This is a genomic window from Sphingomonas guangdongensis, from assembly GCF_900199185.1.
Lineage (GTDB): Bacteria > Pseudomonadota > Alphaproteobacteria > Sphingomonadales > Sphingomonadaceae > Sphingomonas > Sphingomonas guangdongensis.
In genome coordinates this window covers 263,447-286,664 of record NZ_OBMI01000003.1, presented here as the reverse complement: position 1 = coordinate 286,664, position 23,218 = coordinate 263,447, and the positions used below count along the sequence as shown (strand labels likewise).

22 protein-coding genes and 2 tRNA genes are annotated in these 23,218 nt (G+C 69.2%); 17 read left to right on the top strand and 7 right to left on the bottom strand.

Annotated elements, in window-relative coordinates; all coding sequences use genetic code 11:
• Nucleotides 1-12 precede the first annotated feature (12 nt).
• The 8 genes from CRO12_RS13370 to CRO12_RS13335 all read left to right on the top strand — a co-directional run bounded on the left by CRO12_RS13370 (nt 13) and on the right by CRO12_RS13335 (nt 6,955).
• A complete protein-coding gene (locus CRO12_RS13370; protein ID WP_097064573.1) occupies nt 13-1,368 on the top strand; it encodes a protein adenylyltransferase SelO family protein in 1,356 nt (451 codons plus the stop codon).
• Nucleotides 1,369-1,414: 46 nt separating this feature from the next.
• Nucleotides 1,415-2,830 carry a succinylglutamate-semialdehyde dehydrogenase gene (gene astD, locus CRO12_RS13365; protein ID WP_097064572.1) on the top strand — a complete coding sequence of 472 codons (1,416 nt, stop codon included), beginning with the start codon at nt 1,415-1,417 and terminating at the stop codon, nt 2,828-2,830.
• An 89-nt stretch (nt 2,831-2,919) separates the two neighbouring features.
• Nucleotides 2,920-3,708 carry a uroporphyrinogen-III C-methyltransferase gene (gene cobA / locus CRO12_RS13360; protein ID WP_097064571.1) on the top strand — a complete coding sequence of 263 codons (789 nt, stop codon included), beginning with the start codon at nt 2,920-2,922 and terminating at the stop codon, nt 3,706-3,708.
• Complete coding sequence (locus tag CRO12_RS13355) at nt 3,705-4,001, top strand: DUF2849 domain-containing protein (RefSeq protein WP_097064570.1); 297 nt, start codon at nt 3,705-3,707, stop codon at nt 3,999-4,001. Before cobA ends, CRO12_RS13355 begins: the two co-directional genes overlap by 4 nt.
• Complete coding sequence (locus tag CRO12_RS13350; protein ID WP_097064569.1) at nt 4,001-5,632, top strand: nitrite/sulfite reductase; 1,632 nt, start codon at nt 4,001-4,003, stop codon at nt 5,630-5,632. Before CRO12_RS13355 ends, CRO12_RS13350 begins: the two co-directional genes overlap by 1 nt.
• On the top strand, nt 5,625-6,080 hold the full coding sequence (locus CRO12_RS13345) for a DUF934 domain-containing protein (RefSeq protein WP_097064568.1): 456 nt from the start codon (nt 5,625-5,627) through the stop codon (nt 6,078-6,080). Before CRO12_RS13350 ends, CRO12_RS13345 begins: the two co-directional genes overlap by 8 nt.
• Nucleotides 6,073-6,831 carry a phosphoadenylyl-sulfate reductase gene (locus tag CRO12_RS13340; RefSeq protein WP_097064567.1) on the top strand — a complete coding sequence of 253 codons (759 nt, stop codon included), beginning with the start codon at nt 6,073-6,075 and terminating at the stop codon, nt 6,829-6,831. Before CRO12_RS13345 ends, CRO12_RS13340 begins: the two co-directional genes overlap by 8 nt.
• Nucleotides 6,832-6,879: 48 nt before the next feature.
• Nucleotides 6,880-6,955, top strand: a tRNA-Ile gene (locus CRO12_RS13335).
• A 123-nt stretch (nt 6,956-7,078) separates the two neighbouring features.
• On the opposite strand, the gene CRO12_RS13330 is transcribed toward CRO12_RS13335, so the two are convergent.
• The 3 genes from CRO12_RS13330 to CRO12_RS13320 form a co-directional block, all read right to left on the bottom strand.
• Nucleotides 7,079-7,155, bottom strand: a tRNA-Pro gene (locus CRO12_RS13330).
• Between the two features lie 51 nt (nt 7,156-7,206).
• Nucleotides 7,207-8,193 carry a polysaccharide deacetylase family protein gene (locus CRO12_RS13325; RefSeq protein WP_097064566.1) on the bottom strand — a complete coding sequence of 329 codons (987 nt, stop codon included), beginning with the start codon at nt 8,191-8,193 and terminating at the stop codon, nt 7,207-7,209.
• Nucleotides 8,194-8,195: 2 nt separating this feature from the next.
• On the bottom strand, nt 8,196-9,902 hold the full coding sequence (locus CRO12_RS13320) for a sensor histidine kinase (RefSeq protein WP_097065067.1): 1,707 nt from the start codon (nt 9,900-9,902) through the stop codon (nt 8,196-8,198).
• A gap of 174 nt (nt 9,903-10,076) precedes the next feature.
• On the opposite strand from CRO12_RS13320, the gene CRO12_RS13315 reads away from it, so the two are divergent.
• Nucleotides 10,077-10,538, top strand: coding sequence for an Lrp/AsnC family transcriptional regulator (locus CRO12_RS13315; RefSeq protein ID WP_097064565.1), 462 nt, complete (start codon nt 10,077-10,079; stop codon nt 10,536-10,538).
• Between the two features lie 61 nt (nt 10,539-10,599).
• Here the strand turns inward: CRO12_RS13315 and CRO12_RS13310 are convergent, their stop codons facing one another.
• Nucleotides 10,600-11,877: a hypothetical protein gene (locus tag CRO12_RS13310; protein WP_097064564.1), complete on the bottom strand. Its 1,278-nt coding sequence runs from the start codon at nt 11,875-11,877 to the stop codon at nt 10,600-10,602.
• 172 nt (nt 11,878-12,049) lie between these two features.
• Between CRO12_RS13310 and CRO12_RS13305 the strand changes: the two genes are divergently transcribed.
• The 4 genes from CRO12_RS13305 to CRO12_RS13290 all read left to right on the top strand — a co-directional run bounded on the left by CRO12_RS13305 (nt 12,050) and on the right by CRO12_RS13290 (nt 16,759).
• Nucleotides 12,050-12,748, top strand: a complete 699-nt coding sequence (locus CRO12_RS13305) for an SDR family NAD(P)-dependent oxidoreductase (RefSeq protein WP_097064563.1) — start codon at nt 12,050-12,052, stop codon at nt 12,746-12,748.
• Nucleotides 12,749-12,872: 124 nt separating this feature from the next.
• On the top strand, nt 12,873-15,635 hold the full coding sequence (gyrA, locus tag CRO12_RS13300) for a DNA gyrase subunit A (protein ID WP_097064562.1): 2,763 nt from the start codon (nt 12,873-12,875) through the stop codon (nt 15,633-15,635).
• Between the two features lie 44 nt (nt 15,636-15,679).
• Nucleotides 15,680-15,985: a DUF952 domain-containing protein gene (locus tag CRO12_RS13295; RefSeq protein WP_425443035.1), complete on the top strand. Its 306-nt coding sequence runs from the start codon at nt 15,680-15,682 to the stop codon at nt 15,983-15,985.
• 102 nt (nt 15,986-16,087) lie between these two features.
• A complete protein-coding gene (locus tag CRO12_RS13290) occupies nt 16,088-16,759 on the top strand; it encodes a spermidine synthase (RefSeq protein WP_097064560.1) in 672 nt (223 codons plus the stop codon).
• A 151-nt stretch (nt 16,760-16,910) separates the two neighbouring features.
• On the opposite strand, the gene CRO12_RS13285 is transcribed toward CRO12_RS13290, so the two are convergent.
• A complete protein-coding gene (locus CRO12_RS13285; RefSeq protein ID WP_097064559.1) occupies nt 16,911-17,342 on the bottom strand; it encodes a DUF488 domain-containing protein in 432 nt (143 codons plus the stop codon).
• A gap of 65 nt (nt 17,343-17,407) precedes the next feature.
• Here CRO12_RS13285 and trmFO point away from each other — a divergent pair, with 65 nt between their 5' ends.
• Complete coding sequence (gene trmFO / locus CRO12_RS13280; RefSeq protein ID WP_097064558.1) at nt 17,408-18,775, top strand: methylenetetrahydrofolate--tRNA-(uracil(54)-C(5))-methyltransferase (FADH(2)-oxidizing) TrmFO; 1,368 nt, start codon at nt 17,408-17,410, stop codon at nt 18,773-18,775.
• Here the strand turns inward: trmFO and CRO12_RS13275 are convergent.
• Entirely contained in the window at nt 18,711-19,181 is a 471-nt protein-coding gene (locus tag CRO12_RS13275; protein ID WP_097064557.1) for an EF-hand domain-containing protein, read from the bottom strand. The genes trmFO and CRO12_RS13275 overlap by 65 nt on opposite strands.
• A 62-nt stretch (nt 19,182-19,243) precedes the next feature.
• Nucleotides 19,244-19,900, bottom strand: coding sequence for a squalene/phytoene synthase family protein (locus tag CRO12_RS13270; RefSeq protein ID WP_097064556.1), 657 nt, complete (start codon nt 19,898-19,900; stop codon nt 19,244-19,246).
• A 73-nt stretch (nt 19,901-19,973) separates the two neighbouring features.
• Between CRO12_RS13270 and CRO12_RS13265 the strand changes: the two genes are divergently transcribed.
• The 3 genes from CRO12_RS13265 to CRO12_RS13255 are packed head-to-tail and all read left to right on the top strand — an operon-like array spanning nt 19,974 to nt 23,184.
• Complete coding sequence (locus tag CRO12_RS13265; protein WP_097064555.1) at nt 19,974-21,917, top strand: TadE/TadG family type IV pilus assembly protein; 1,944 nt, start codon at nt 19,974-19,976, stop codon at nt 21,915-21,917.
• Nucleotides 21,918-21,922: 5 nt separating this feature from the next.
• The gene (locus CRO12_RS13260; protein WP_425443027.1) at nt 21,923-22,531 is read left to right on the top strand and encodes a TadE/TadG family type IV pilus assembly protein; all 609 of its coding nucleotides are present in this window, start codon (nt 21,923-21,925) and stop codon (nt 22,529-22,531) included.
• Complete coding sequence (locus CRO12_RS13255; protein ID WP_097064553.1) at nt 22,528-23,184, top strand: TadE/TadG family type IV pilus assembly protein; 657 nt, start codon at nt 22,528-22,530, stop codon at nt 23,182-23,184. The genes CRO12_RS13260 and CRO12_RS13255 overlap by 4 nt, the downstream gene beginning before the upstream one ends.
• Nucleotides 23,185-23,218: the final 34 nt, after the last annotated feature.

Below are 23,218 nucleotides of genomic sequence, written 5' to 3'. Positions count from 1 at the left end.
CCATATCGCCGCATGACCGGCAACCCGCAACCCGCACCCGCGCGCACCATCCTGGCGCTCGGCGACGCCTTCTACGATCCCGTCGCGGCCGCCGACTTTCCGCAGGCCATCATGCGCTTTCGCAACGACAGGGCCGCGGCCGAGATCGGCGTCGACGAGCTCAACGACGATGCGTGGGTGCGTCACTTCGGCCGGTTCGAGCCGATCCTCGGCAGCCTGGGCGAGCCGCTCGCGCTTCGCTATCACGGGCACCAGTTCCGGCAGTACAACCCAGAGATCGGCGATGGTCGCGGCTTCCTGTTCGCGCAGTTCCGCGACCGAGCCGGGCGGCTGGTGGACTTGGGGACCAAGGGTTCGGGCAAGACCCCCTACAGCCGCTTCGGCGACGGTCGGCTGACGCTGAAGGGCGGCGTTCGCGAAATCCTGGCGACCGAGATGCTGGAAGCGCTGGGCGTGCCCACCTCCCGCACCCTATCGCTGATCGAGACGGGCGAGGCGCTCGAGCGGAACGACGAGCCTTCCCCCACCCGCGCGGCCGTGCTGGTGCGCCTGAGCCACAGCCACATCCGCATCGGCACGTTTCAGCGGCTTGCCTATCACCGCGACGCGGAAAACATGGCGCGACTGGTCGACTACGTTCTAGTCAACCTGCTGGATCAGCCCGGCGGGCCGGACGGCCCCGCCCGCCTGCTGGATGCGGTGGTCGCCCGCACCGCACGGCTCGCCGCCAGCTACATGGCGGCGGGCTTCGTCCACGGCGTCCTCAACTCCGACAACATCAACGTGACGGGCGAAAGCTTCGACTACGGACCGTGGCGCTTCACTCCAACCTGGGACCCGGCCTTCACCGCCGCCTATTTCGATCATGCTGGGCTCTACGCTTTCGGGCGCCAGCCGGAGGCGATCCATTGGGACGCGCTGCAGCTTGCAGTGTCGCTGCGCCTGATCGCGGATGCGGAGCCGCTGATCGCGAGCCTCGACACCTTCCCCGAGCGCTACCAGGCGGCGGTCACCGACGCGCTGCTGTGGCGGCTGGGCGTGGTGCCTCGCGGCGACTCGCAGGACCGTGCCGTCATCCAGGCGGTCGAGCAGGCGCTCCGGTCCACGAACGGCAGCATCGACCGCTTCTTCTTCGACGCGTTCGGCGGCACGCTGCCGGCCGAGGACGCCTTCGCCGACGCGCGCGGGGCGCTGACCGGCTACGCGCCGCGCAAGCCGCGCGACCATGATTACTGGCGCGGCGAACCATGCTCGCTGCTGATCGACGAGGTGGAAGCGATCTGGTCCGCGATCGACGAGCGGGACGACTGGGTGCCGCTCCATGCCAAGGTCGCCGCGATCCGCGCGATGGGTGCCGCGCTGTCATGACGCCTGCGGACTTGGCAGCCCGGCGCTTTCCCGGCAGGTAGCCCGGATGGCGGGTCCAGAGATCATCTCCACCGAACCGGCGACCGGCGAGGTCCTGTGGCGCGGCTCGGCGAGCGACGTCGATACGGAGGTCGCGACCGCGCGCGACTGCTGGCCGACCTGGGCCTCGCAGCCGCTGGCCAACCGCATCGAGACGCTGCGCCGCTTCGCCAACGTCGTCCGCCAGCGCGCCGACGCGTTCGCCGACACGATTGCGCGCGAGACGGGCAAGCCGCTGTGGGAAGCGCGGACGGAGGTGGAGAGCGTTGTCGCCAAGGTCGACATCTCGGCATCCGCCTTCTCCGAGCGGACCGGGCAACGCCGGTCGGAAGGCCCGATGACCAGCCGCATGGCCGTCCGGCACAAGCCACACGGCGTGCTGGCGGTGCTCGGCCCCTACAACTTTCCCGCTCACCTGCCGAACGGGCACATCGTGCCCGCATTGCTCGCCGGCAATTCCGTGGTGTTCAAGCCGTCGGAGAAGACGCCGGCGAGCGGGGCCTTTCTCGTCGATTGCTTCCGTGCGGCCGGCGTGCCCGAGGGCTGCCTGCGGCTCGCGATTGGGGGGCCGGCGGTCGGCAAGGCGCTGGCCGCGCACGAGGGGATCGACGGGCTGCTGTTCACCGGCTCCGCTATGACCGGGATCGCGCTCAACCGCCAGTTCGCCGACAAGCCGGAGAAGATCCTGGCGCTGGAGATGGGCGGCAACAACCCCATTATCGTGTGGAGCACGCCGGACCTGTACGCCGCCGCCGTGCTGGTGGTGCAGTCAGCCTTCACCACCGCCGGCCAGCGCTGTACGGCGGCGCGGCGGCTGATCGTTGATGAGATTATCGCGGATGCCCTGCTCGCCGAGGTGCTGAAGCTGGTCGACCGCATCATCGTCGGTGCGCCGCATGACGAGCCCGCCCCCTTCATGGGGTCGGTGATCGACAACGACACCGCCGACATGCTGACGGAAAGCTTCCTCGCGCTGATGACGCTCGGCGGCCGCCCGATACGGCACCTGACCCGCCCGGTCGCGGACCGGCCGTTCCTCACCCCCTCGCTGATCGACATGACGACCGCGCGCGAGCGGCCGGACGTCGAGCTGTTCGGGCCCATCCTACAGGTCTACCGGACGGACGATTTCGCCGAGGCGATCCGGCTAGCCAACGACACCCGCTACGGACTGTCCGCGTCGCTGATCAGCCAGGATCCGAAGCTCTACGACGCGTTCTGGGCCAATATCCGCGCCGGCATCGTCAACTGGAACCGTCCGACCAACGGTGCTGCCTCCAACGCGCCGTTCGGCGGCATCGGCTGGTCGGGCAACCATCGCCCCAGCGCCTATTACGCGGCCGACTATTGCGCATACCCGGTGGTCAGCAACGAGGCGGAACAGGCGCGCGGCGTGATCGGCATCGGCCTGCGCGACGGCTGAGGGCCCACCTGCCCGCACAAGTTTCGCTAGTTGCGCGCCAAGCAAGCGTGCGTTGTCCGACCCGGCGGCGGCGACCATCTGCCAGAGCCATGGCCACCCTTCTCGATCCCACCGCGCGCGGGCGCGTCATCCTGGTCGGTGCCGGCCCGGGCGACCCCGGACTGCTGACCGTCCGCGCCGTGGAGGCGCTGAAGGCGGCGGATGTCGTCGTCCATGACGGCCTGATCGATCCGCGCGTGCTGGAGATCGCGCCGCCGTCCGCGCACCGCATCTCTGTCGCCAAGCAGCGCGACCGCCATACGCTGCCGCAGGAGGGAATTAACGCGCTGATCATCGCGCATGTTCGAATGGGCCAGGTCGTCGTGCGGCTGAAGGGCGGCGACCCCTTCATCTTCGGCCGCGGTGGCGAAGAAGTGGAGGCGGTGCGCGCCGCCGGGCTGCCGGTTGAGGTGATCCCGGGCGTGTCGGCCGCCCTCGGCTGCGCGGCGGAGGCGATGCTGCCGCTCACTCACCGCGACTGGTCGTCGGCGGTCAGCTTCGTCGCCGGCCAATGCAAGGGGCTCGCCGATCAGGACTGGTCCGGGCTCGCCGGCAAGGGCCGCACGCTGGTGATCTACATGGGGGTCGCGACCTGCACCGCGATCGCCGACAAGCTGATGGCTGACGGCGTCGCGCCCGACATGCCGGTCGCGGTGCTCGAAAAAGGAACCCTGAGCGGCCATCGCGCGCTCCGGACGCTGCTCGCCGACCTGGGTGACATGATCGCGCGCGAGCGGGTGGTCAGCCCGGCAATCATCGTCGTCGGCGAGGTGGTGTTGCTGGCTGATGCCGCCGACCGGCTCGGCGCGCTGGCCAGCCAGGCCGAGGCGCTGGCGTGAAGCTGCTCACCGGCAACGATCTCGTCAGCGGTGACGTGGTTTGGTGGACGGGCAGCGGCTGGTCGCGCCACGTCGCCGAGGCGACCGACGTTGGGGATGGTGGCGAAGCGATTGCTCGGGCGGAGGAGGGCGCACGCCGGGTCAACGTGCCCTACCTGGTCGACGCGGTCGCGACCGCCGACGGTCCCCGCCCGGCCCACATTAAAGATCGTATCCGCGCGCTCGGCCCCACGGTGCGACCCGATCTCACACTGAAGCCGGCCGACCCTGCTGCCGGCAGTTGGGTAATCTGATGTACCGCTACGACCAGTACGACCAGGCGATCGTCGATGCGCGCGTCGAGGAGTTCCGCGACCAGGTCGCGCGCCGCCTGTCGGGCGCGCTGACGGAGGATCAGTTCAAGCCGCTGCGGCTGATGAACGGCCTCTACCTGCAGCTTCACGCGTACATGCTGCGGGTCGCCGTTCCCTACGGCACGCTCGACAGCCGCCAGATGCGGATGCTCGGGCACATCGCGCGCACCTACGACCGCGGCTACGGCCATTTCACGACGCGGCAGAACATCCAGTTCAACTGGATCAAGCTGGAGGACGCGCCCGAGATCCTCGCCGAGCTGGCGACGGTCGAGATGCACGCCATTCAGACCAGCGGGAACTGCATCCGCAACATCAGTTCCGACCAGTTCGCCGGCGCCGCCGCGGATGAGGTGACCGATCCGCGGCCCTGGGCCGAGCTGATCCGGCAGTGGTCGACCTTCCATCCCGAATTCACCTACCTGCCGCGCAAGTTCAAGATCGCGGTGATTGCGAGCGACACCGACCGTGCGGCGATGCGGCTCCACGACATCGGGATCCAGCTGGTGAAGCGGGATGGCCGGATCGGCGCGCGCGTGTTTGCCGGCGGCGGCATGGGCCGCACCCCGATGATCGCGCCAGAGATCGCCGAGTTCGTGCCGGCCGAGGAGCTGCTGAGCTTCCTGGAGGCCTGCTTGCGAGTCTACAATCGCCACGGCCGGCGCGACAACATCTACAAGGCGCGCATCAAGATCCTGATCCACGATCTGGGCGCCGACGAGTACCGCCGCCAGGTCGAGGAAGAGCACGTCGCGGTCAAGGCGCTCGGGCTTGATCCGCCGCTCGCCGAGCTGGATCGGATTGCGGCGATGTTCGGCGACCCGCCGTTCGAAAGCGTCGAATCGCCGTTGGTCCCGAACGGTGATGCCGCTTTTGCTGCGTGGCTCGACCAGAACACGTCGGCGCACAAGCATCCGGGCTACCGCGTCGTCACGATCAGCCTCAAGCCGATCGGCGGCATCCCCGGTGACGCCAGCGCCGACCAGATCGACCTGATGGCCGATCTGGCCGAGCGGTACAGCTTCGACGAGCTTCGCGTCACCCACGCCCAGAACATCGTCCTCCCGCACGTCGCCGCGCGCGACCTGTTTGCCGTGTGGTCGGCGCTGCGCGACGCCGGGCTGGCGGAGGCGAACCTCGACCTGATCAGTGACATCATCGCCTGCCCCGGGCTCGATTATTGCAGCCTCGCCAATGCCCGCTCGATCCCGCTGGCGCAGAAGATCGCCACCCGCTTCGGCGCGAACGGGCGTCAGCAGGAGCTTGGCGAACTGAAGCTCAAGATCAGCGGTTGCATCAATGCCTGCGGCCACCACCACGCGGGCCACATCGGCGTGCTGGGCGTCGACCGGAAGGGCGTGGAGAACTTCCAGCTGCTGCTCGGCGGATCGGGCGCGGAGGACGTCAGCCTCGCCCGGATCACCGGTCCCGGCTTCTCGGAGGACGGGGTCGTCGACGCGATCGAGAAGGTGACCGATCTCTACCTGGCGCGGCGGGAAGACGGTGAGCGGTTCCTCGACACCTATCGTCGGCTCGGCATGGAGCCGTTCAAGGAGGTGATCTATGGCTGATCGCGACGCGACCGACGTCGCCGGCGATCCCTCGCCGGCCCTCCGCCAGGACGCTGCGGGCGAGCAGCCGGCCGTCACGCTAGAGGCCTTCCTGAGCCAGGACGACGCCCATGCCGTGCGGCTGGAAGCGGGCGACGACGCCCGTGCGCTGCTGCCGCGCCTCGCGCAGCTCAAGCTGGTGGAAATCTCCTTTCCGAGCTTTCGTGATGGCCGCGGCTACTCCGCAGCTCGCATCCTGCGGGAGGCGGGCTTCATGGGCGAGTTGCGCGCGCAGGGCGACGTGCTGGTCGACCAGGTGCCGCACATGATCCGCTGCGGCTTCAACAGCTTCGCGCCCGAAGCGGCGATCGATCCCGAAGTCCTGAAGCGCAGCGTCGAGCGCTATGCGGCGGTGTACCAGCGCGGCGCGGACGCGGCCGAACCGGTGTGGCGGCGTCGCCATGGCTAGTGCCCGCCCGATCGACACGCTGGACCTGTCGCCGCGCTGGAGCCCGGCCGACGTCGCCCGCCTGAACGACCGCTTCGCCAAGAGCGACGCGTCCGACCTGCTCAAGGCCGTGCTGGGTGACGGGCTGCTCGGGCGGGTCGCGGTGGTGTCGTCGTTCGGCGCGGAGTCTGCGGTGCTCCTGGATCTGGTCGCCGCGGTCGACCCGGCGACCCCCGTCCTGTTCCTCGACACGGGGCGTCACTTCGCTGAAACGCTCGCCTACCGTGACACGCTCGCCGCGCGGCTCGGGCTCAGCGATGTGCGGGTAATCGCGCCTGACCCGGCCGAGATCGCCAAACGCGATGCGGCCGGCGAACGCTGGTCCTACGATCCCGACGGCTGCTGCGACATCCGCAAGGTCCGCCCGCTCGCCCGCGCGCTCGCCGGCTTCGACGCGAGCATCACCGGGCGGAAGGCGTTCCAGGCCGCAACCCGGGCGGCGCTGCCGCCGTTCGAACTCGATGGCGAGCGGCTGAAGTGCAATCCGCTGATCGCCTGGAGCAAGGACCGGCTGGACGCCCATGCCGCCGCGCGCGACCTGCCCCGGCACCCACTGCTCGAGCGGGGCTACGGCTCGATCGGCTGTGCGCCGTGCACCAGCACCATCCGGCCGGGGGAGGACCCGCGCGCCGGTCGCTGGCGCGGCTTCGCAAAGACGGAGTGCGGCATTCACACCAGCGACGTCGGCGCCGCCGCCGCCGCGCGCGGCTGAAACGCGTTGCGCGCCTGACCGGCGCTGGGTAACGCTTGCGCCCGCTGGGGGCCTGTAGCTCAATGGTTAGAGCTGGCCGCTCATAACGGCTAGGTTGCGGGTTCGAGTCCTGCCGGGCCCACCAGCGCGCCGGCTGATGCGTCAGCGAAGCTGGCGCGGCGCACAAGGCGCGCGCGGCCGGCGCGGCCACCGCCGCGACCGACGGCGCGGGCTTTGCCCGCGGCGCACCGCTTATATCGTGAGAATTTGGTCGGGGAGACAGGATTCGAACCTGCGACATCCTGCTCCCAAAGCAGGCGCGCTACCGGACTGCGCCACTCCCCGGTGGCGTCCGCCTAGCCGAGCGGGAGCGCGGGCGCAACCGCGCCCGAGCGGTCAGCCGAGCGCGGCGACGACCTCGCCCTCGCTGGCGGACGCGACGCCGCGCTGCGCAAGGAGGGCGAGCACGGCGTCCCACCAGCGCCAGAACGCGCGCAGGTCCGCCGCGTCGCGCACATAGGGGGTGTGTCCGGGCACCAGACTCGGCGAGTGGAACGCGAGGTTGAGGATCGGCAGCCCATCGCCGATCGCGACGCGCACCGCCTCCAGCGCGTCGGCGAGCGGCATATCCTCCGGCGTCAGCGAGACACGGTTGAGGAGCCCCGTGCGCGACAGCAGCCCGTGGCCGCGCGGCACCCGGTCGGCCGTGCGGTGGAGCGACGGACCGGCCCGCCGCAACGCTCCGGTGAAGACGGTGGTGAAGGCGAGTTCGACCAGCCCTGCGACCCGGAACGGATGATTGCCGACGTCGGAATAGTCCGGCCCGCCCTCGCCCGCATAGCTGTAGTGCGCCCGCATGGAGCTATCGATCCGGTAGCCGCGCGGCGCGAGCAGTTCGATCGTTCCCGGACCCAGGCCGTAGCGCCCGGCGCGGAAGATGCGCGGCCCACGCGCGAACGCCGTTGTGATCGCCTGTGTCAGCGCATCGAGCTTGGCCGCCTGCAAGCCAAGCGGCAGATTGCCGAGGAAGCTGTTGCGCGCGCTCACTTCCTCCTCGAACGGCGGCGATACCCAGGGGTGCAGCTGGGTGCCGACGCCCACTCGATCATGTTCCAGTGCGGCGGCCAGCGCGGCGATCGCGCGCGGATCGGTCGCAATCGGGTGATCGACGAGGAAGACGGGCGCGGCGCCCTGCTCCACCAGCCTGCCTGCCGCCGCGGGGATCGCATCGGCGGCGGTGACCGCCCGCGCGTCGCGGCGAAAGGGCGCCGTCCAGTCGAACTCCTCCTCCGTATCGACGAACAGCGTGAAGCGCTGACCGAAGCCGGGTGATGGCGAAACCCGGTCCGCCGTCGCCGCGCGGTCAGGCCGGTAACCGGTCACGCTCAGCCGCTCGCAGCCTGGTCCGCTATCCGCCCCGCTGCCGCGGGCAGTAGGAGCACCAGTCGTGCCGCTTCGATCACCAGCGTCCCCCCGAGCGCCTGCGCGAGATTGCGCACCAGCCGCAGCGTGAAGCCCGTGCCGAGTAGCGAGGCCGGGCTGTTCTCCTCGTCGATCTGAAGAAGGGCGTCGCCCGCATACGCCGCCAGCGCGCGCGGTCGGCCGAACACCAGCTCGACCGCCGCGTTTGCAGGGCGGATCGTCACCGGAATTACCTCGCCCGCCTCGCCCGCGCCGATCAGCGTGCCGAGCAGCCGCGTCAGCAGCCGCTCCAGCGTGCGTCGGTCCGCGAACACCCTGCCCTCGCCCGCGACCAGGTCTACTGAACAGTCCCGAACGGCCCGCAGCTGCTCCACCTCGGCGAGCGCGCGGCGGAGCAGCGTGGCCGGATCGAGCGGTTCGGGGCTGAGCTCCAGCGCGCCCGCCTCGCTCCGGGCTGCCGCGTCCAGATCCTCGATCGCGGCGAGCAGGCGGCCCGCATCGGCGCGGATCGCGACGGCCTGCAGGCGGTAGGCGTCCGCGACCGGGCCGAGCAGCTGGTGCTCGATCATCTCCGCAAAACCCGCGATGGCGTTGGTCGGCGTCCGCAGCTCATGCACCAGCTGACGCAGCGAGTCGGCGCGGAGCGCGGCGGCGCCGCCGGCCTGCTCGTGCGGGTTCGGGCGCCGCCCGTGGCCGCGATAGCCGGTGAAGCGGCCGGTCGCAGTGTCGAACACGGGAGTGGCGCTCAGCAGCCAGATGCCGCGCGCGAGGCCGCCGGCAAGCGACAGCCGCGCATCGGCGAAGGCGGTACGTCGACGGAACGCGCCTGCAGCGCCACCGTCCACGCCGGTACCGCCCGGCTGCGCCGGCGTCGCCAGGCTGAGCCCGATGACAGCACCCCGGGCGACGCCCTCCACCCACCGGATGACGCCGGTCGCATCGGCCTCGAAGCGGAACTGCTCGCGCGCGGGCACGGCCGGAGCCTCCGGTGCGGGCGATGCGCCGTCGCGCTGGAACGCCTCGATCCGGGCGACCACGTCGGCGATGCGGAAGGTGCCATCGGGCAGCGGCGCGGGCACGTCGTTGTCGTTCCCGCGGCGCAGCGCTTCCACGACCAGCGGTATCGCCCGCGCGACGCTGCCGACCGACTTGAACGACGGCGGCTCGGGCGGCGTAGTGGTCGGGAGCGGGTCGATCGGGGCTGCCAGCCTGTACGGCGCCTTCACATCAGCGGGTGCGGGCAGTCCCGGAAGCACGAAGTCGACCGATCCGAAGGTCTCCAGCGCCCGCACGACCTCACCCGGCAGGTCGCGGCGGTGACGCAGCACGGCGCGCGCGGTCGGCGTGAGCCGCGGCAGCAAGGCTTCCCAGTTCGCAAGCGACAGCTCGACGTGGCGTAGCAGTGGAGAGCCGACGCTCGCCTCGTCGCAGGCAAGCAGGTCGACCAGCGCGAGCGGCGGACGCGCGCCCGCGAGCGCCCGAGCGCTGGCGCTGCGAGTGGTCACGGGTACGCGCGCGCGCAGTTCGTGCAGCCGCTCCATCACCGCACCGTCGGCGGGCACGCGGCCGCGTCCGACCAGGTCGACGAGCTGGCGCCAGGCGGCAGCGGCCGCCTGCGGCGTCTCGTGTGTGGACGACAACACGGTTTCGAGCACGTCGTCGAAGCGCAAGCGCAAGGGTCCTTCTTGATCGCCCCGGCACGGCTGCCGATGGGCCTAACAAGTTCTTAACGCGCGATCCGACCAGCGAACAGCCTTGATCCGCCCCTGTAACAATGTGAGACAATTGCGTTTGCGCGTAATTTTCTTAGGTTTGTCGCAACGAATCGACAAGAAAGGGGTGGGATGGCGTTCGATCGCATTGATCGGCAAATATTGGGGCTGTTGCAAGACGACGGACGGATGACCAACGTCGATCTGGCCGAGCGGGTCGGGCTGACCGCGCCGCCGTGCCTCCGCCGGGTTCGCGCGCTGGAGGAGAGCGGCGCGATCAAGGGCTACCACGCCGCGCTCGATCCCGGCAGCCTCGGCTACACCATCACCGTGTTCGCGATGGTCAGTCTGAAGAGCCAGGCAGAGGCCGATCTGGCCGCGTTCGAGCGCCATGTCGCCGCGATCCCCGAGGTTCGCGAATGTCACATGCTGAATGGTGAGATCGACTTCATCCTGAAGATCGTCGCCACCGACCTGCGGGCGTTCCAGGAACTGCTCACCACGCAGCTCACCCCGGCGCCCAACGTCAGCCACGTCAAGACGTCGCTGACCATTCGCACCTCCAAGGATATGCCGGGCATCCCCGTCGGCTAGCAAGCCGACGGCGCGGCGAAGGCGGACCCGGTCCGCCCCCGCCGCATCGATCCGGCCGGGATCAGGCGGTCGTGCCGGGGGTAACGCCCAGGTCGATCAGTTGGACCCAGAACGCCGCCATGTCCTTGCGCGGACCCGCGGTGACCGCCTGGAACGCGGTCTTCGCCGCGGCCTTGTTGCCAGCGTTGTAGTGCGCGATGCCGAGATGGAGGTTCAGCTCCGACGCATCGACGCCGCCCTTCTGCTGCGCCACCGTGTAGAGCTCTACCGCCTTGGCCGCCTGGCCGAGCGCGAGGTAGGCGTCGCCGGTCTGCGCCGCGGTCTTGCCGTTCGCCGCTGCCTTGGCCTTTGCCTCGACACCGGCGAGCGAGCCCTCGAGCTTGATCGCGTTGTTGGCATCGGAATACAGCCGATTGCCGTTGGCGTCGGTCGCCGGGATCTTGCCGGTCGCGCGCCCCTCCTCGATCACCGACTTGGTCTCGCCGGGCAAGCCGGTGTCATAGGCGATCAGCGCATATTCGAGATAGTCGCCGCGCGCGCCGAGCGACTTGGCCGCCCGCATCAGGCGGAACAAATCGAGCTGCTGCGCACGGTCGAGCTTGGTCCCGCCCTTTTCCTGGCTGTCGCGGTAGACGAGCAGCGCGGTCCGCCAGTTCTTGGCGGTCGGGTAGGCATTGATCTGCTTCTGCAGCCACGGCGACAGGTCGGGCGACTTGGCGTCGTAGAGCTTGCCGACGGCATAGCTGTACCACGCCTCCGGCGCCTTGCGGCCGGCAGCCGTCTCGGCATCGATCGCCTTTGACACTTCCGCTACGCCGCCCGCGACATTGCCGGTCTCGGTCATCGCCGCGGCGATCTGGAGCGTCAAATTCTCGTTAACGTAGCCGAGGTCGCGCGCCTTCTGGAGGTAAGGCAGCGCCTCCGCGTAGCGCTTGGCGTTCCACGGCGCCTGCGCGCGGAAATAGTTGTACTGGCCGAGCGACGCCTGCGGCGTCTTGGGGTTGACCAGCAGCTTGTCGAGGATGGGGGAGAGCTGCGCCGGGTCGTTCGACTTGGCGGTCATCTGCAGCTTGAGCGCATTGACGATGTAGGTCTCGTCGTCGGTCTTGGCGGCGGCCTCGGCGGCGGCGAGCTGGGTCGTCGCGGTCGCGGTGTCGTTGGCGGCGAGCGCGGTCTGCGCGGCGGCGACCGGCTTGCGGACCGCGTCCGACAGCTTCAGCTGCGGTGCGCCGCTCTCCTCCTTGCCCTTCTTCTGCGCCGCAGCGGGCGCGCTGGTCGCGGTCGTCGCGAGCCCGGCGGCCAGCACCGCGGCGAGCGCGAAGGTCGAGATGGACTTCATCGGGGCAATCTCCTGAAGGGAACCCTGCTAGGGTGACGGAACGTCAGTAGTTTGGGGCCGTGCGGCGTTCAAGCCGCGGGCACGCGACTGCCCGTCGCAGAATGCGACTGAACGCGTTTTGAACAGCTTGGCCGATCTTTGACGCCGAGCACCCGCGCCGTATAACCCGGCTATGGCAAGCGTGGCAGCGGTGATCGGAGCGACCGGCGGGATCGGGCACGCGCTGGAAACCGCGCTGGTCGAGGAAGGCGCGCACGACGCCGTGCTCGGCTTTGCCCGCTCGCGCGTCGGCGACGCGCACATCGACCTGACCAACGAGGCGACGATCGCCGCTGCGGCCGAGCGGGTCGCCGCCGCCGGTCAGCCGGCGCTGGTGCTGATCGCGACCGGGCTGCTCCACGAAGGCGAGCGCGGGCCGGAGAAGGCGCTGAAGGAGCTCGATGCCGACTGGCTCGCGCGGCAGTATGCAATCAACACGGTCGGCCCCGCGCTCGTCCTGAAGCACTTCGTGCCACTCCTGCCGCGCACGGGCACGCCGGTGATCGCGGCGCTGTCCGCCCGGGTCGGCAGCATCGGCGACAATCGCCTGGGCGGCTGGCACGGCTACCGCGCAAGCAAGGCCGCGCTCAACATGATGCTGCGCGGTGCCGCGATCGAGGCGACGCGGACCAGCCCCCGCTCGATCGTCGTGGGGCTGCATCCGGGCACGGTGGACACCGGCCTGTCGAAACCGTTCCAGGCGAATGTCGCGGCGGGCACGCTGTTCGCGCCGGATCGGGCGGCCGTGCAGCTGCTCGACGTGATCGACGGCCTGGGCCCGAAGGATACGGGCAAGCTGTTCGCCTGGGACGGGGCGGAGATCCCGTTCTGACCACGCCCGGAACGGCAGCGTGAACAGTTTCCTCGCGCGCGTACGCGGGCGCGCGGGGTTGCTGGTGTGTGTCGGTCCGGCTAGGGTCGTCACAGCATTGCAACAACCCCGAAAGCACTAGAACTTGCCCGACGAGACCCTGCTCGCCGATCCGTCCGACATCACGCCGATCTCCATCGTCGACGAGATGAAGTCGAGCTATCTCGACTACGCCATGTCCGTCATCGTCGCGCGCGCGCTGCCCGACGTCCGCGACGGCCTGAAGCCCGTGCACCGCCGCATCCTCTATTCGGCGTACGAGAGCGGCTATGTCGCCGGGCGTCCGTACCGCAAGTCGGCGCGCATCGTCGGCGACGTGATGGGCAAGTACCACCCACACGGCGACAGCAGCATCTACGACGCGTTGGCGCGCATGGCGCAGGACTGGTCGATGCGGGTGCCGTTCATCGACGGCCAGGGCAATTTCGGATCGATGGACCCCGATCCGCCGGCCGCGATGCGCTACACGGAAAGCCGGCTGGCGCGGGTCGCGGGCACGCTGCTCGACGATCTCGACAAGGACACGGTCGACTTCACCCCCAACTACGACGGGTCGGAGCGCGAGCCTTCCGTCCTGCCGGCGCGCTTCCCCAATCTGCTGGTCAACGGCGCGGGCGGCATCGCGGTCGGCATGGCCACCAACATCCCGCCGCACAACCTGGGCGAGGTGGTGAACGCGTGCCTGGCGTACATCTCCAATGGGGCGATCACGACCGAAGAACTGATGCAGATCGTCCCCGGTCCAGACTTTCCGACCGGCGGGCTGATCCTGGGGCGCACGGGAACCCGCAGCGCCTATGAGGGCGGCCGCGGCTCCATCATCGTCCGCAGCCGCCACACGACCGAGCAGCGCGGCGAGCGCCGCTCGGTCGTGCTGACCGAGATCCCGTACCAGCAGGGCAAGAACGCGCTGGTCGAGAAGATCGCCGAGGCCGCCAAGGACAAGCGGGTCGAGGGCGTCAGCGACATCCGCGACGAATCGAACCGCGAGGGCGTCCGCATCGTCATCGACCTGAAGCGCGACGCGACGCCGGAGGTGGTGCTGAACCAGCTGTGGCGGCACACGCCGGCGCAAGGGAGCTTCCCCGCCAACATGCTGGCGATCCGCGGCGGGCGCCCCGAGCTGCTCAACCTGCGCGACATCATCCAGGCCTTTGTCCAATTCCGCGAGGAGGTGATCACCCGCCGCGCGAAGTTCGAGCTGGCGAAGGCCCGCGACCGCGCGCACATCTTGCTGGGGCTGGTGATCGCGGTCACCAACCTGGACGAGGTGGTCCGCACCATCCGCGGCTCCGCCTCCCCCGCCGATGCCCGTGCCGCGCTGCTCGCGCGCGAGTGGCCGGTGGCGGAGATCGCGCCCTATATCCGCCTGGTCGAGGCGGTCGAGACCGAGGTCACGGGCGACACCTATCGCCTGTCGGAGATCCAGGTTCGGGCGATCCTCGACCTCCGCCTGCACCGCCTCACCGCGCTCGGTCGCGACGAGATCGGCGACGAGCTGCGCGTACTGGCGAGTTCGATCGCCGAGCTGCTCGAGATCCTCGCCAACCGCGCGCGCCTGTACGAGGTCATGGTCGAGGAGCTGACCGCCGTCCGGGACGCCTATGCGACGCCCCGGCGTACCGAGATCGCCGCGGCGGCCGAGGGGATCGAGGACGAGGACCTGATCGAGCGCGAGGAGATGGTCGTCACCGTCACGGTCGAGGGGTACATCAAGCGCACCCCGCTCGACACCTTCCGCGCCCAGGCGCGCGGCGGCAAGGGCCGCAGCGGCATGGCGACCAAGGACGAGGACGTCGTCACCGAGCTGTTCGTCACCAGCACGCATACGCCCGTCCTGTTCTTCTCCACGCTCGGCAAGGTCTACCGCATGAAAGTGTGGCGCCTGCCGGAGGGCGGGCCCGCGACGCGCGGGCGGCCGATGGTGAACCTGCTGCCGCTCGCCGCGGGCGAGACGATCCAGACCGTGCTGCCGCTGCCGGAGGACGAGGCGGAGTGGGGCAAGCTCCACGTCATGTTCGCGACCGCCCGCGGCAGTGTCCGCCGCAACTCGATGGACGCGTTCACCAACGTGCCGTCGAACGGCAAGATCGCGATGAAGTTCGAGGGCGAGGATGAGGGCGACCGCCTGATCGGCGTCGCGCTGCTCGACGAGGGAGACGACGTGCTGCTCGCGACGCGGACGGGCAAGGCGATCCGCTTTCCGGCAGAGGACGTCCGCGAGTTCCAGAGCCGCGCCTCCACCGGCGTGCGCGGCATGACCCTGCGCGACGGGGACGAGGTGATTTCCCTTTCCGTCCTCCACCGTGCCGGCGCGACCCAGGAGGAGCGCGAGGCCTATCTCCGCTTCGCGCCGTGGAAGGCGGAGAAGGAGGGCGAGCCGACCATCCCGCTCGACCGGTTCGAGCACCTGCGCGCGCACGAGCAATTCGTGCTGACGGTCTGCGCCAACGGCTATGGCAAGCTGTCGTCGGCGTACGAGTATCGCCGAACGGGGCGCGGTGGCCAGGGCATCACCAACATCGACAACATCGCCCGCAACGGGCCGGTCGTCGCGAGCTTTCCGGCGACCAAGGCGCAGCAGCTGATGCTGGTGACCGACCAGGCCAAGCTGATCCGCATCCACCTGGCCGACCTACGCGTGATCGGACGCGGATCGGCGGGCGTCCGGCTGTTCGACGTGTCGCCGGGCGAGCACATCGTCTCCGCCGCGCGAATCGACGAGGAGCCCGAGCCCGAGAACGCCGCGGAGGCGATGGTCGCCGCCGAGCTGACGCGCGAGGTCGCCCCGGACGACGGCGGCACGATCGGCGACAATGCCGCGGCCGGACCGGAGGACGGCCAGTGAGCGAGCGCCCCACCCTCGCCTACAAGGTGCTGACGGGCGAGCAGATGGCAGCGCTGGAGGCGGACGGGCGCTTCGCCGGAGCGCCGGTCGATGTGGCGGACGGCTACATTCACCTGTCGACTGCCGCGCAGCTGACCGAGACGGTCGACAAGCACTTCGCCGGGCAGGCGGACCTGCATGTCGCGGCGGTGGACCTGGAGGCGCTCGGCGAGCAGGTCCGCTGGGAGGAGTCGCGCGGTGGTCAGCTGTTCCCGCACCTGTACGGGGAGCTGCCGCTGCTGGCGGTGGTCGCCTACTCGCCGCTGGAGCGGAACGAGGATGGCCAGGTACGGCTGCCGGTTGCGGGCTGACCGTTCCACCGTCACCCCGGCGCAGGCCGGGGTCCAGAGCCAAGCACGCCGGCGACTGTGGCCCTGGATCCCGGCCTCCGCCGGGATGACGGTAGAAATGAGATGACCCCCCGAACCCTCATCGACACCGCGCCCGTGCCCGGCGGGGAGCCGTTGAGGCTCTTCCGGCGCGGCGACGATTACATGATCGTGCTCGAGCGTAACGAGCTGATGAACAGTCGCATGAGCGGGTCGGAGGAGGCGCTCGCCACCATGACGTGCGACCGGCTGTCTCACGTGCGTAGCCCGCACCTGCTGGTCGGCGGCTACGGCATGGGGTTCACGCTCCGCGCCGCGCTCGCCCGCCTCTCCGCAGACGCACGGGTGACCGTGGCCGAACTGGTGCCCAAGATCGTGGACTGGGCACGCGGGCCGATGGCCGAGCAGACCGCCGGCTGCCTGGACGATCCGCGCGTCGCGGTCGAGTTCGCCGACGTGGCGGCGGTGATCGCCGCCGGCTCTGCCCGCTTCGATGCCATCCTGCTCGACGTCGACAACGGACCCGACGGGCTGGTCCGCGACGCCAACGACCGGCTCTACACCGCGCGCGGGCTGGAGGCGGCGCGCGCCGCGCTGAGGCCCGGCGGCGTGCTCGCCGTGTGGTCGGCCGCACCCGACCACGCCTTCGCCCGCCGCCTCAAGGAGGCGCGCTTCGCGGTCGAGGAAATCGCCGTCCGCGCCCGCCAGAACGGCAAGGGTCCGCGCCACGTCATCTGGTTCGCGCAGAAACGATAGTATTCAAACAAACCGTTCGTCCTGAGTAGCCGTTGAGCGACGTCGGAACGGCGTATCGAAAGACTTCAGACAGAGGACGCTTCGATACGCGCCTTCGACTTCGCTCAGCCGCTACTCAGCACGAACGGTCGGGTTGAGCCCGCCCCGCCCTTCACGGCACCAGATCCACCACCTCGACCCCCTCGCCTTCCGCCGCCAGCAGCAACGTGCGGTGGCACACGTGCGGGTCGCGCTCGAAGCAGAGCAGCGCCGACACCTTCTCCGCCGCCAGCGCCCGCATCTGCGCGGCCTGTGCTTGCGCTTCCGGCAACTTCAGCTGCCCGGCGTACACGGCCTCAAGCGTCGCGCGGTCGCCCTTCTTGGCGGCATCGCGCCCCGGCTTGGGGGTGCCGAGCGCCTTCAAGTGGACGTAATCGATTCCGCGCTCGGCGAGCGCCGCGGCCAGGCTCGACTTGGAGAAGCCCGGCCCGCGCGAGAGCGGCAGCTGGCGCACGTCGATCAGCCGCTCGACCCTCGCCTGCTCAAGGGCGGCGATCACCTCCGCGACGGTCGCGCCTTCATAACCGATGGTGTAGATCGTCATGCCACACCTGTCCCTTTGCGCCGATCTGTGCTTTGGGCACGCGCTTCTGACAGGAGCAACTCGCGATCGCGCACCAGGTTCACATCATCGGCGGCGGCCTCGCCGGATCGGAGGCCGCGTGGCAGCTGGCCGAGGCCGGCGTGCGGGTCCGCCTGTCGGAGATGCGCGGTTCCGGAACGACCACACCCGCTCACCACACCGACGGTCTGGCGGAACTGGTCTGCTCCAACAGCTTCCGCTCCGACGATGCGGAAAACAACGCGGTCGGGCTGCTGCACCAGGAGATGCGGACGCTCGGTTCGCTGATCCTGCGCGAGGGCGACGCGCACCGCGTGCCCGCGGGATCGGCGCTGGCGATGGACCGCGACGGCTTCTCCGCGGGCGTGACCGCAGCGCTCGCGGCGCACCCGAACGTCGAGATCGTCCGCGAGCGGGTCGAGACGCTGCCGGAGCATGGCCTGACGATCGTCGCGACCGGGCCGCTGACCGACCCGCTGCTCGCCGACAACATCGGTGCGGCGACGGGGAGCGATGCGCTCGCCTTTTTCGACGCGATCGCGCCGATCGTCCACCGCGACTCGATCGACATGGAGACGGCCTGGTTCCAGTCGCGGTGGAACAAGGGTGAAGGGTCCGACTACATCAACTGCCCGCTGAGTAAGGACGACTACCTTGCCTTTCACGCCGCGCTGCTCGCCGGCGAGAAGACCGAGTTCAAGGAATGGGAGGATGTCCCCTATTTCGAAGGCTGCATGCCGATCGAGGTGATGGCGGAGCGCGGTGTCGACACGCTCCGCTACGGCCCAATGAAGGGCGTCGGCCTCGACGATCCCCGCACCGGTCGCTGGCCCTATGCCGTCGTTCAGCTGCGCCAGGACAATCGCCAAGGCACGCTGTGGAACATGGTCGGGTTCCAGACCAAGCTGAAGCATGCCGAGCAGGTGCGGCTGTTTCGCACCATTCCGGGGTTGCAGAACGCGGAGTTCGCGCGGCTGGGCGGGCTGCACCGCAACACCTTCATCCGCTCGCCCGAGCTGCTCGACACCGAACTTCGCCTGAAGTCGCGGCTCCACCTGCGCTTCGCCGGGCAGATGACGGGGTGCGAAGGCTATGTGGAGAGTGCGGCGGTCGGCCTGCTCGCCGGCCGCTTCGCCGCGGCGGAGGTGCTGGGGCACGCGCTCGCGCCGCCGCCGGTCGAGACTGCGCTCGGCGCGCTCCTCAACCACATCACCGGCGGCGCGGCGGTCGAGACCTACCAGCCGATGAACGTCAACTTCGGGCTGATGCCGCCGATCCCCGGCCGGACGAAGAAGGCGGATCGCAAGCGCATGTATACCGATCGCGCCCGCGCGGCGCTGGCAGGCTGGCTCAATCCGCCTCGTTCGGTGCCTGTTGCGGCGGACACCGCCGCGCCCGCGCCGGCGACCGCTTGACGGCAGTCGTCGCGAACTCGGCGGCGGTCAGGCTGCCGGATCGGTCGCGGTCGGCGGTCGTGAACTTGGCGACCGTCTTCGCCGCCCACTCGTCGAACGACAGCCGGCCGTCGCCGTTCGCGTCGAGCTTTGCATAGGCCTTGCGCCGCGACTGGAGGTACTCCTCGCGCGCGATCGCCGCATCACGATCCTTGTCGTAGCGGTTGAAGCGCCGCTGCTCGCGGGTGAGCGCCGCGGCCTCGGGCAGCGGCTCGTCAGCAAGTGGCTCCGATGGTGTACCGGCCTGCGGCGCGGTCGCACGGGGCACCAGCGCCGGTGCCTCCGCCGTCGCGCTTGAGCGAAACAGGAACACGCCCGCCGCGACCAGCAGCAGTGCGGACGCGACCCCGGCAAGATATTTGAGCATCGCCGCACTCCCCCAAGTACGCGGAGGCTAGCGGCAGTGCGATGCCGCGACCAGCCCCCGCGTCAGTAGCCGGTCAGCCGCAGCCACAGCGCACGCCCGATCCGCACCGCCGGTGCGCGATCGTGATCGCGGGCAAGCGACGTCAAGGCGCCCAGCGCGCGTAGCCGCACCGGCCAGCGCCGCCGCTCCTGTCGAGCCTGCGCCAGCCGCCGGGCGCGAGCGGCGAGCGCAGGATCGCGAACGTGGGCGGCGAGATCGTGGAGTGCCCAGGCTTCGCCGGCATGGCCAATCCGCTCGGCCCCCTCGCCCATCAGCACCGCCGCCGCCGCGAACAGCGCACCGCGGCCCGCGGCGTAGGTCGCGAGGTCATCGTCCCCCAGTTCGGGTTCGAGCAGCACTTCCCAGCCGTCGATCGCCGGCAGGAACGCAGCCGCGCCGCAGACCGGGACGACCCGCGACGCCAGCGCCTCCAGCACCGGCTGGGCGGGCGGCGCCGCGGTCTCCAGCCGCGCAATTGCGTCATGCCACCAGGTGAGTCGCATCTGCCCCACCATCGGCTCGCGAGTGGTGCGGACGATGTTGGCGAGCTGATCATCCAGCGCGAGCAGTGCCGCCATGCCGGCGCGCGCGTCCGCAGGCACGTAGCTCAGCACGACGCGGCGCTCGGCGGCGCGAGGGTCGTCGGCCGCAGCCTCTGGCGTGAAGGGCGAATTAACCATCGGCCTTTAAGTCGCCTTAGCACCAGCGCGCGCATGGGCACGCATTGATGGGGCAGGAATCGAGCGAGAACCGGTGAGCAAGGCGACCACTCCGAGCAGCGAGCAGCCGCGGGGCTTTCTGTCCCGCCTGCTGCATGACGTCCGCGCCAACACCATGATCGTCATGACGGCGGCGCTGATCCCGCTGATCGGAATGGTCGGCGGCGGGCTGGACATCAGCCGCATGTACATCCTGAAGACGCGGCTGCAACATGCCTGCGACGCCGGCGCGCTCGCCGGGCGGCGCGCGATGGGCGGCGGCACCTGGTCTTACAGCAATTATTATCCGCGCACCCAGGCCAACCTGTTCTTCGATGCGAACTTCGATGAAGGCTCGTTCGCCTCGCACGACCTGAAGCGTGAGTTCACCGAGAACGCGGGCAAGGTCAGCGGCAAGGTCTCCGCCGAGATCCCGATGACGCTGATGCGTGTGTTCGGGCTGAAGACCGACAATATCGCCGTCGAGTGCGATGCCGAGATGCGGCTGCCCAACACCGACGTCATGTTCGTGCTCGACACCACCGGGTCGATGGCCGACGCGCAGCCGGGCGACACCGTCAACAAGATGTCGGCGCTGAAGACCGCGGTCAAGTGCTTCTACGAGATCGTCGCGCGGCTCGACACCAACGCCAACTGCACCACCGGTACGCCCGGCGGCGGCACCGGCGGACAGGTGCAGATCCGCTTCGGCTTCGTGCCCTACGCCACCAACGTCAACGTCGGCTACCTGCTCAAGCCCGAGTGGTTTGCCGACAGCTGGGATTACCAGACCCGGGCGCCTGTGGACGTGCCGGGCGAGTGGAAGCCCGATCGTCAGGAAGAGCGCTCGCGCCAGCCGATCAGCCAGACCGGCGTGCCGCAGAACATGTGCAACAATCAAACGGCGGCGGCGTACGGCTATAATTCGCAGACCGGCTACACCAGTGTCGATGCTGAGAACCGTTACTATGAGAAGACCGAGGTGAACGTCACCAGCTGGAACAGCGCCAACGGCGGCACCTGCTCCGGCAATCGGATCACTACTCGCTACTACGAGAAGCTGGAAAAGACCTATCAGCAGTGGAAGTATGCCAAGCTGCCGGTCACCGTTTCGCTGCTGAAGAGCGGTTCGACGTGGAATCGCGACTTCAAGTGGAAGGTCAACAACAACTTCACCGACAAGACCATCCGGTGGGACGGCTGCGTCGAGGAGCGCGAGACCACGCGCGACACGAACTACGATCCGATCCCGAGCGGCGCCAAGGACCTGGACATCGACAGCATCCCCGTGCCGGGCGACCGCAGCACGCAGTGGGGCATGGTGCTGCCCGACCTGATCTTCACCCGCGCGCAGACCAGTGGCGGCGGCGGCAACATCGGCAACTGGACGATGGCGGAGCAGATCACCTCCACCAACTACAACAACACCTCCGTCTATTCGTGCCCGGTCGAGGCGCGGAAGATGCAGGAGTGGCCGGTCGCCAGCGCCTTCACCAGCTACGTCGATCAGCTCAACCCGTCGGGCAACACCTATCACGACATCGGCCTGATCTGGGGCGCGCGCCTGCTTTCGCCGACCGGCCTGTTCCGTGACGAGAACGAGTTCACGCCGAAGGGTGCGGAGATCGAGCGGCACCTGATCTTCATGACGGACGGCGACGCCTGCACGGAGAACTACAACTACACCTCCTACGGCGTCGAATGGTTCGACCGCCGGCGCACCAACCAGAACACCGTGCCGACCGACGGCTGCACCACCAACACGCCGACGCTGACCCAGCAGGTCAACAAGCGGACGGAGGGGCTGTGCACCGCGATCAAGAACAAGAACATCACGCTGTGGGTGATCGCCTTCGGCAATCTCGCTGCCACCACCGAGAAGCGGCTGTCCGACTGCGCGACGCCCGGCCGCTACTTCAAGGCGACGAGCTCGGCTGCGCTCCAGCAGACGTTCAAGAACATCGCCGACCAGATCTCCATGCTGAGGCTGACCAACTAATGCGCGTGCCCCTGCTCCTCCGCCGCCTGCGCGGCGACGAACGCGGCGCGACCGTGGTCGAGTTCGCGATCGTCGCGCCGGTGATGTGCCTGCTGCTGCTGGGTGGCTTCGACTTCGCGCACACGCTCTACACGCGCGCCGCGCTGCAGGGCGTGGTGCAGAAGGTCGGGCGCGATTCCGCGCTCGAGTCACAGGACGTGATCGAGGCCAACGCGGCGCTGGACGATAAGGTGCGCAAGCAGGTCTATGCGCTGCGCAACAACGCGGTGATCAAGATCGATCGCCGCTTCTTCCGCTCCTTTACCGAAGCGGCCGCCGCCAAGCCCGAGCCGTGGACTGATACCAACGGCAACGGCCGGTGCGACGCGGGCGAGCCGTACCAGGACAACAACCTGAACAGCGTGTGGGATCGCGACGGCGGCAACGCCGGCCAGGGCGGTGCGCGCGACGCGGTCGTCTACAAGGTGGAGATGACCTACCCGCGGCTGGTGCCGATCTACAACTTCATCGGCGGCAGCAAGTCGATCAAGCTGGAGGCGACCACCCTGCTGCGCAACCAGCCCTATGACGTCCAGGGCAGCTATGCCGAGCCGGTGGTGAGGAACTGCGCATGATCGCCCGCCTCCGTACGACGCTCGGCCGGCTTCGCGACGATCGCCGCGGCCTCGCGCTGCTCGAGTTCGCCTTCTACCTGCCGATCTTCCTGACCATGTGCCTGATGGGCACGGAGCTGATGAACTACATCATCACCCGTCAGCGGATCAGCCAGATCGCGCTTCACCTGTCGGACAATGCGGCGCGAATGGGCGCCGGCACGATGCTGCAGGCGAAGACGATCAGCGAGACCGACATCAACGACGTGCTCACCGGCGCCGGCTGGCAATCGGGCGACCTCGACCTCTTCAAGAACGGCCGAGTCATCATCTCCAGCGTCGAGCCGATGGCGCGGCCCAACCTCACCAACCGCTACAAGATCGGTTGGCAGCGCTGCCGTGGCGACAAGACCACCCACGTGTCGGGGTTCGGCGTCGCCGGGCAGCCAAGCGGCACCAACATGGACGGCGTCGGCCCCGCCGGCATGAAAGTGACCGCGCCCGAGGACGGCGGCACCATGTTCGTTGAGGTCTTCTACGAGTACCAGCCGATCATCAAGACGTCGCTGTCGCCGTCGCAGACGATGACGGAGGTCGCCTCCATGATGATCCGCGACCGCCGCGACATGACCCAAATCTACAACGTCGAGAACGCGACCAGGTCGACCTGCTGAGCAGGTCCGGCACCTAGCAGAAGCTACGCCACCC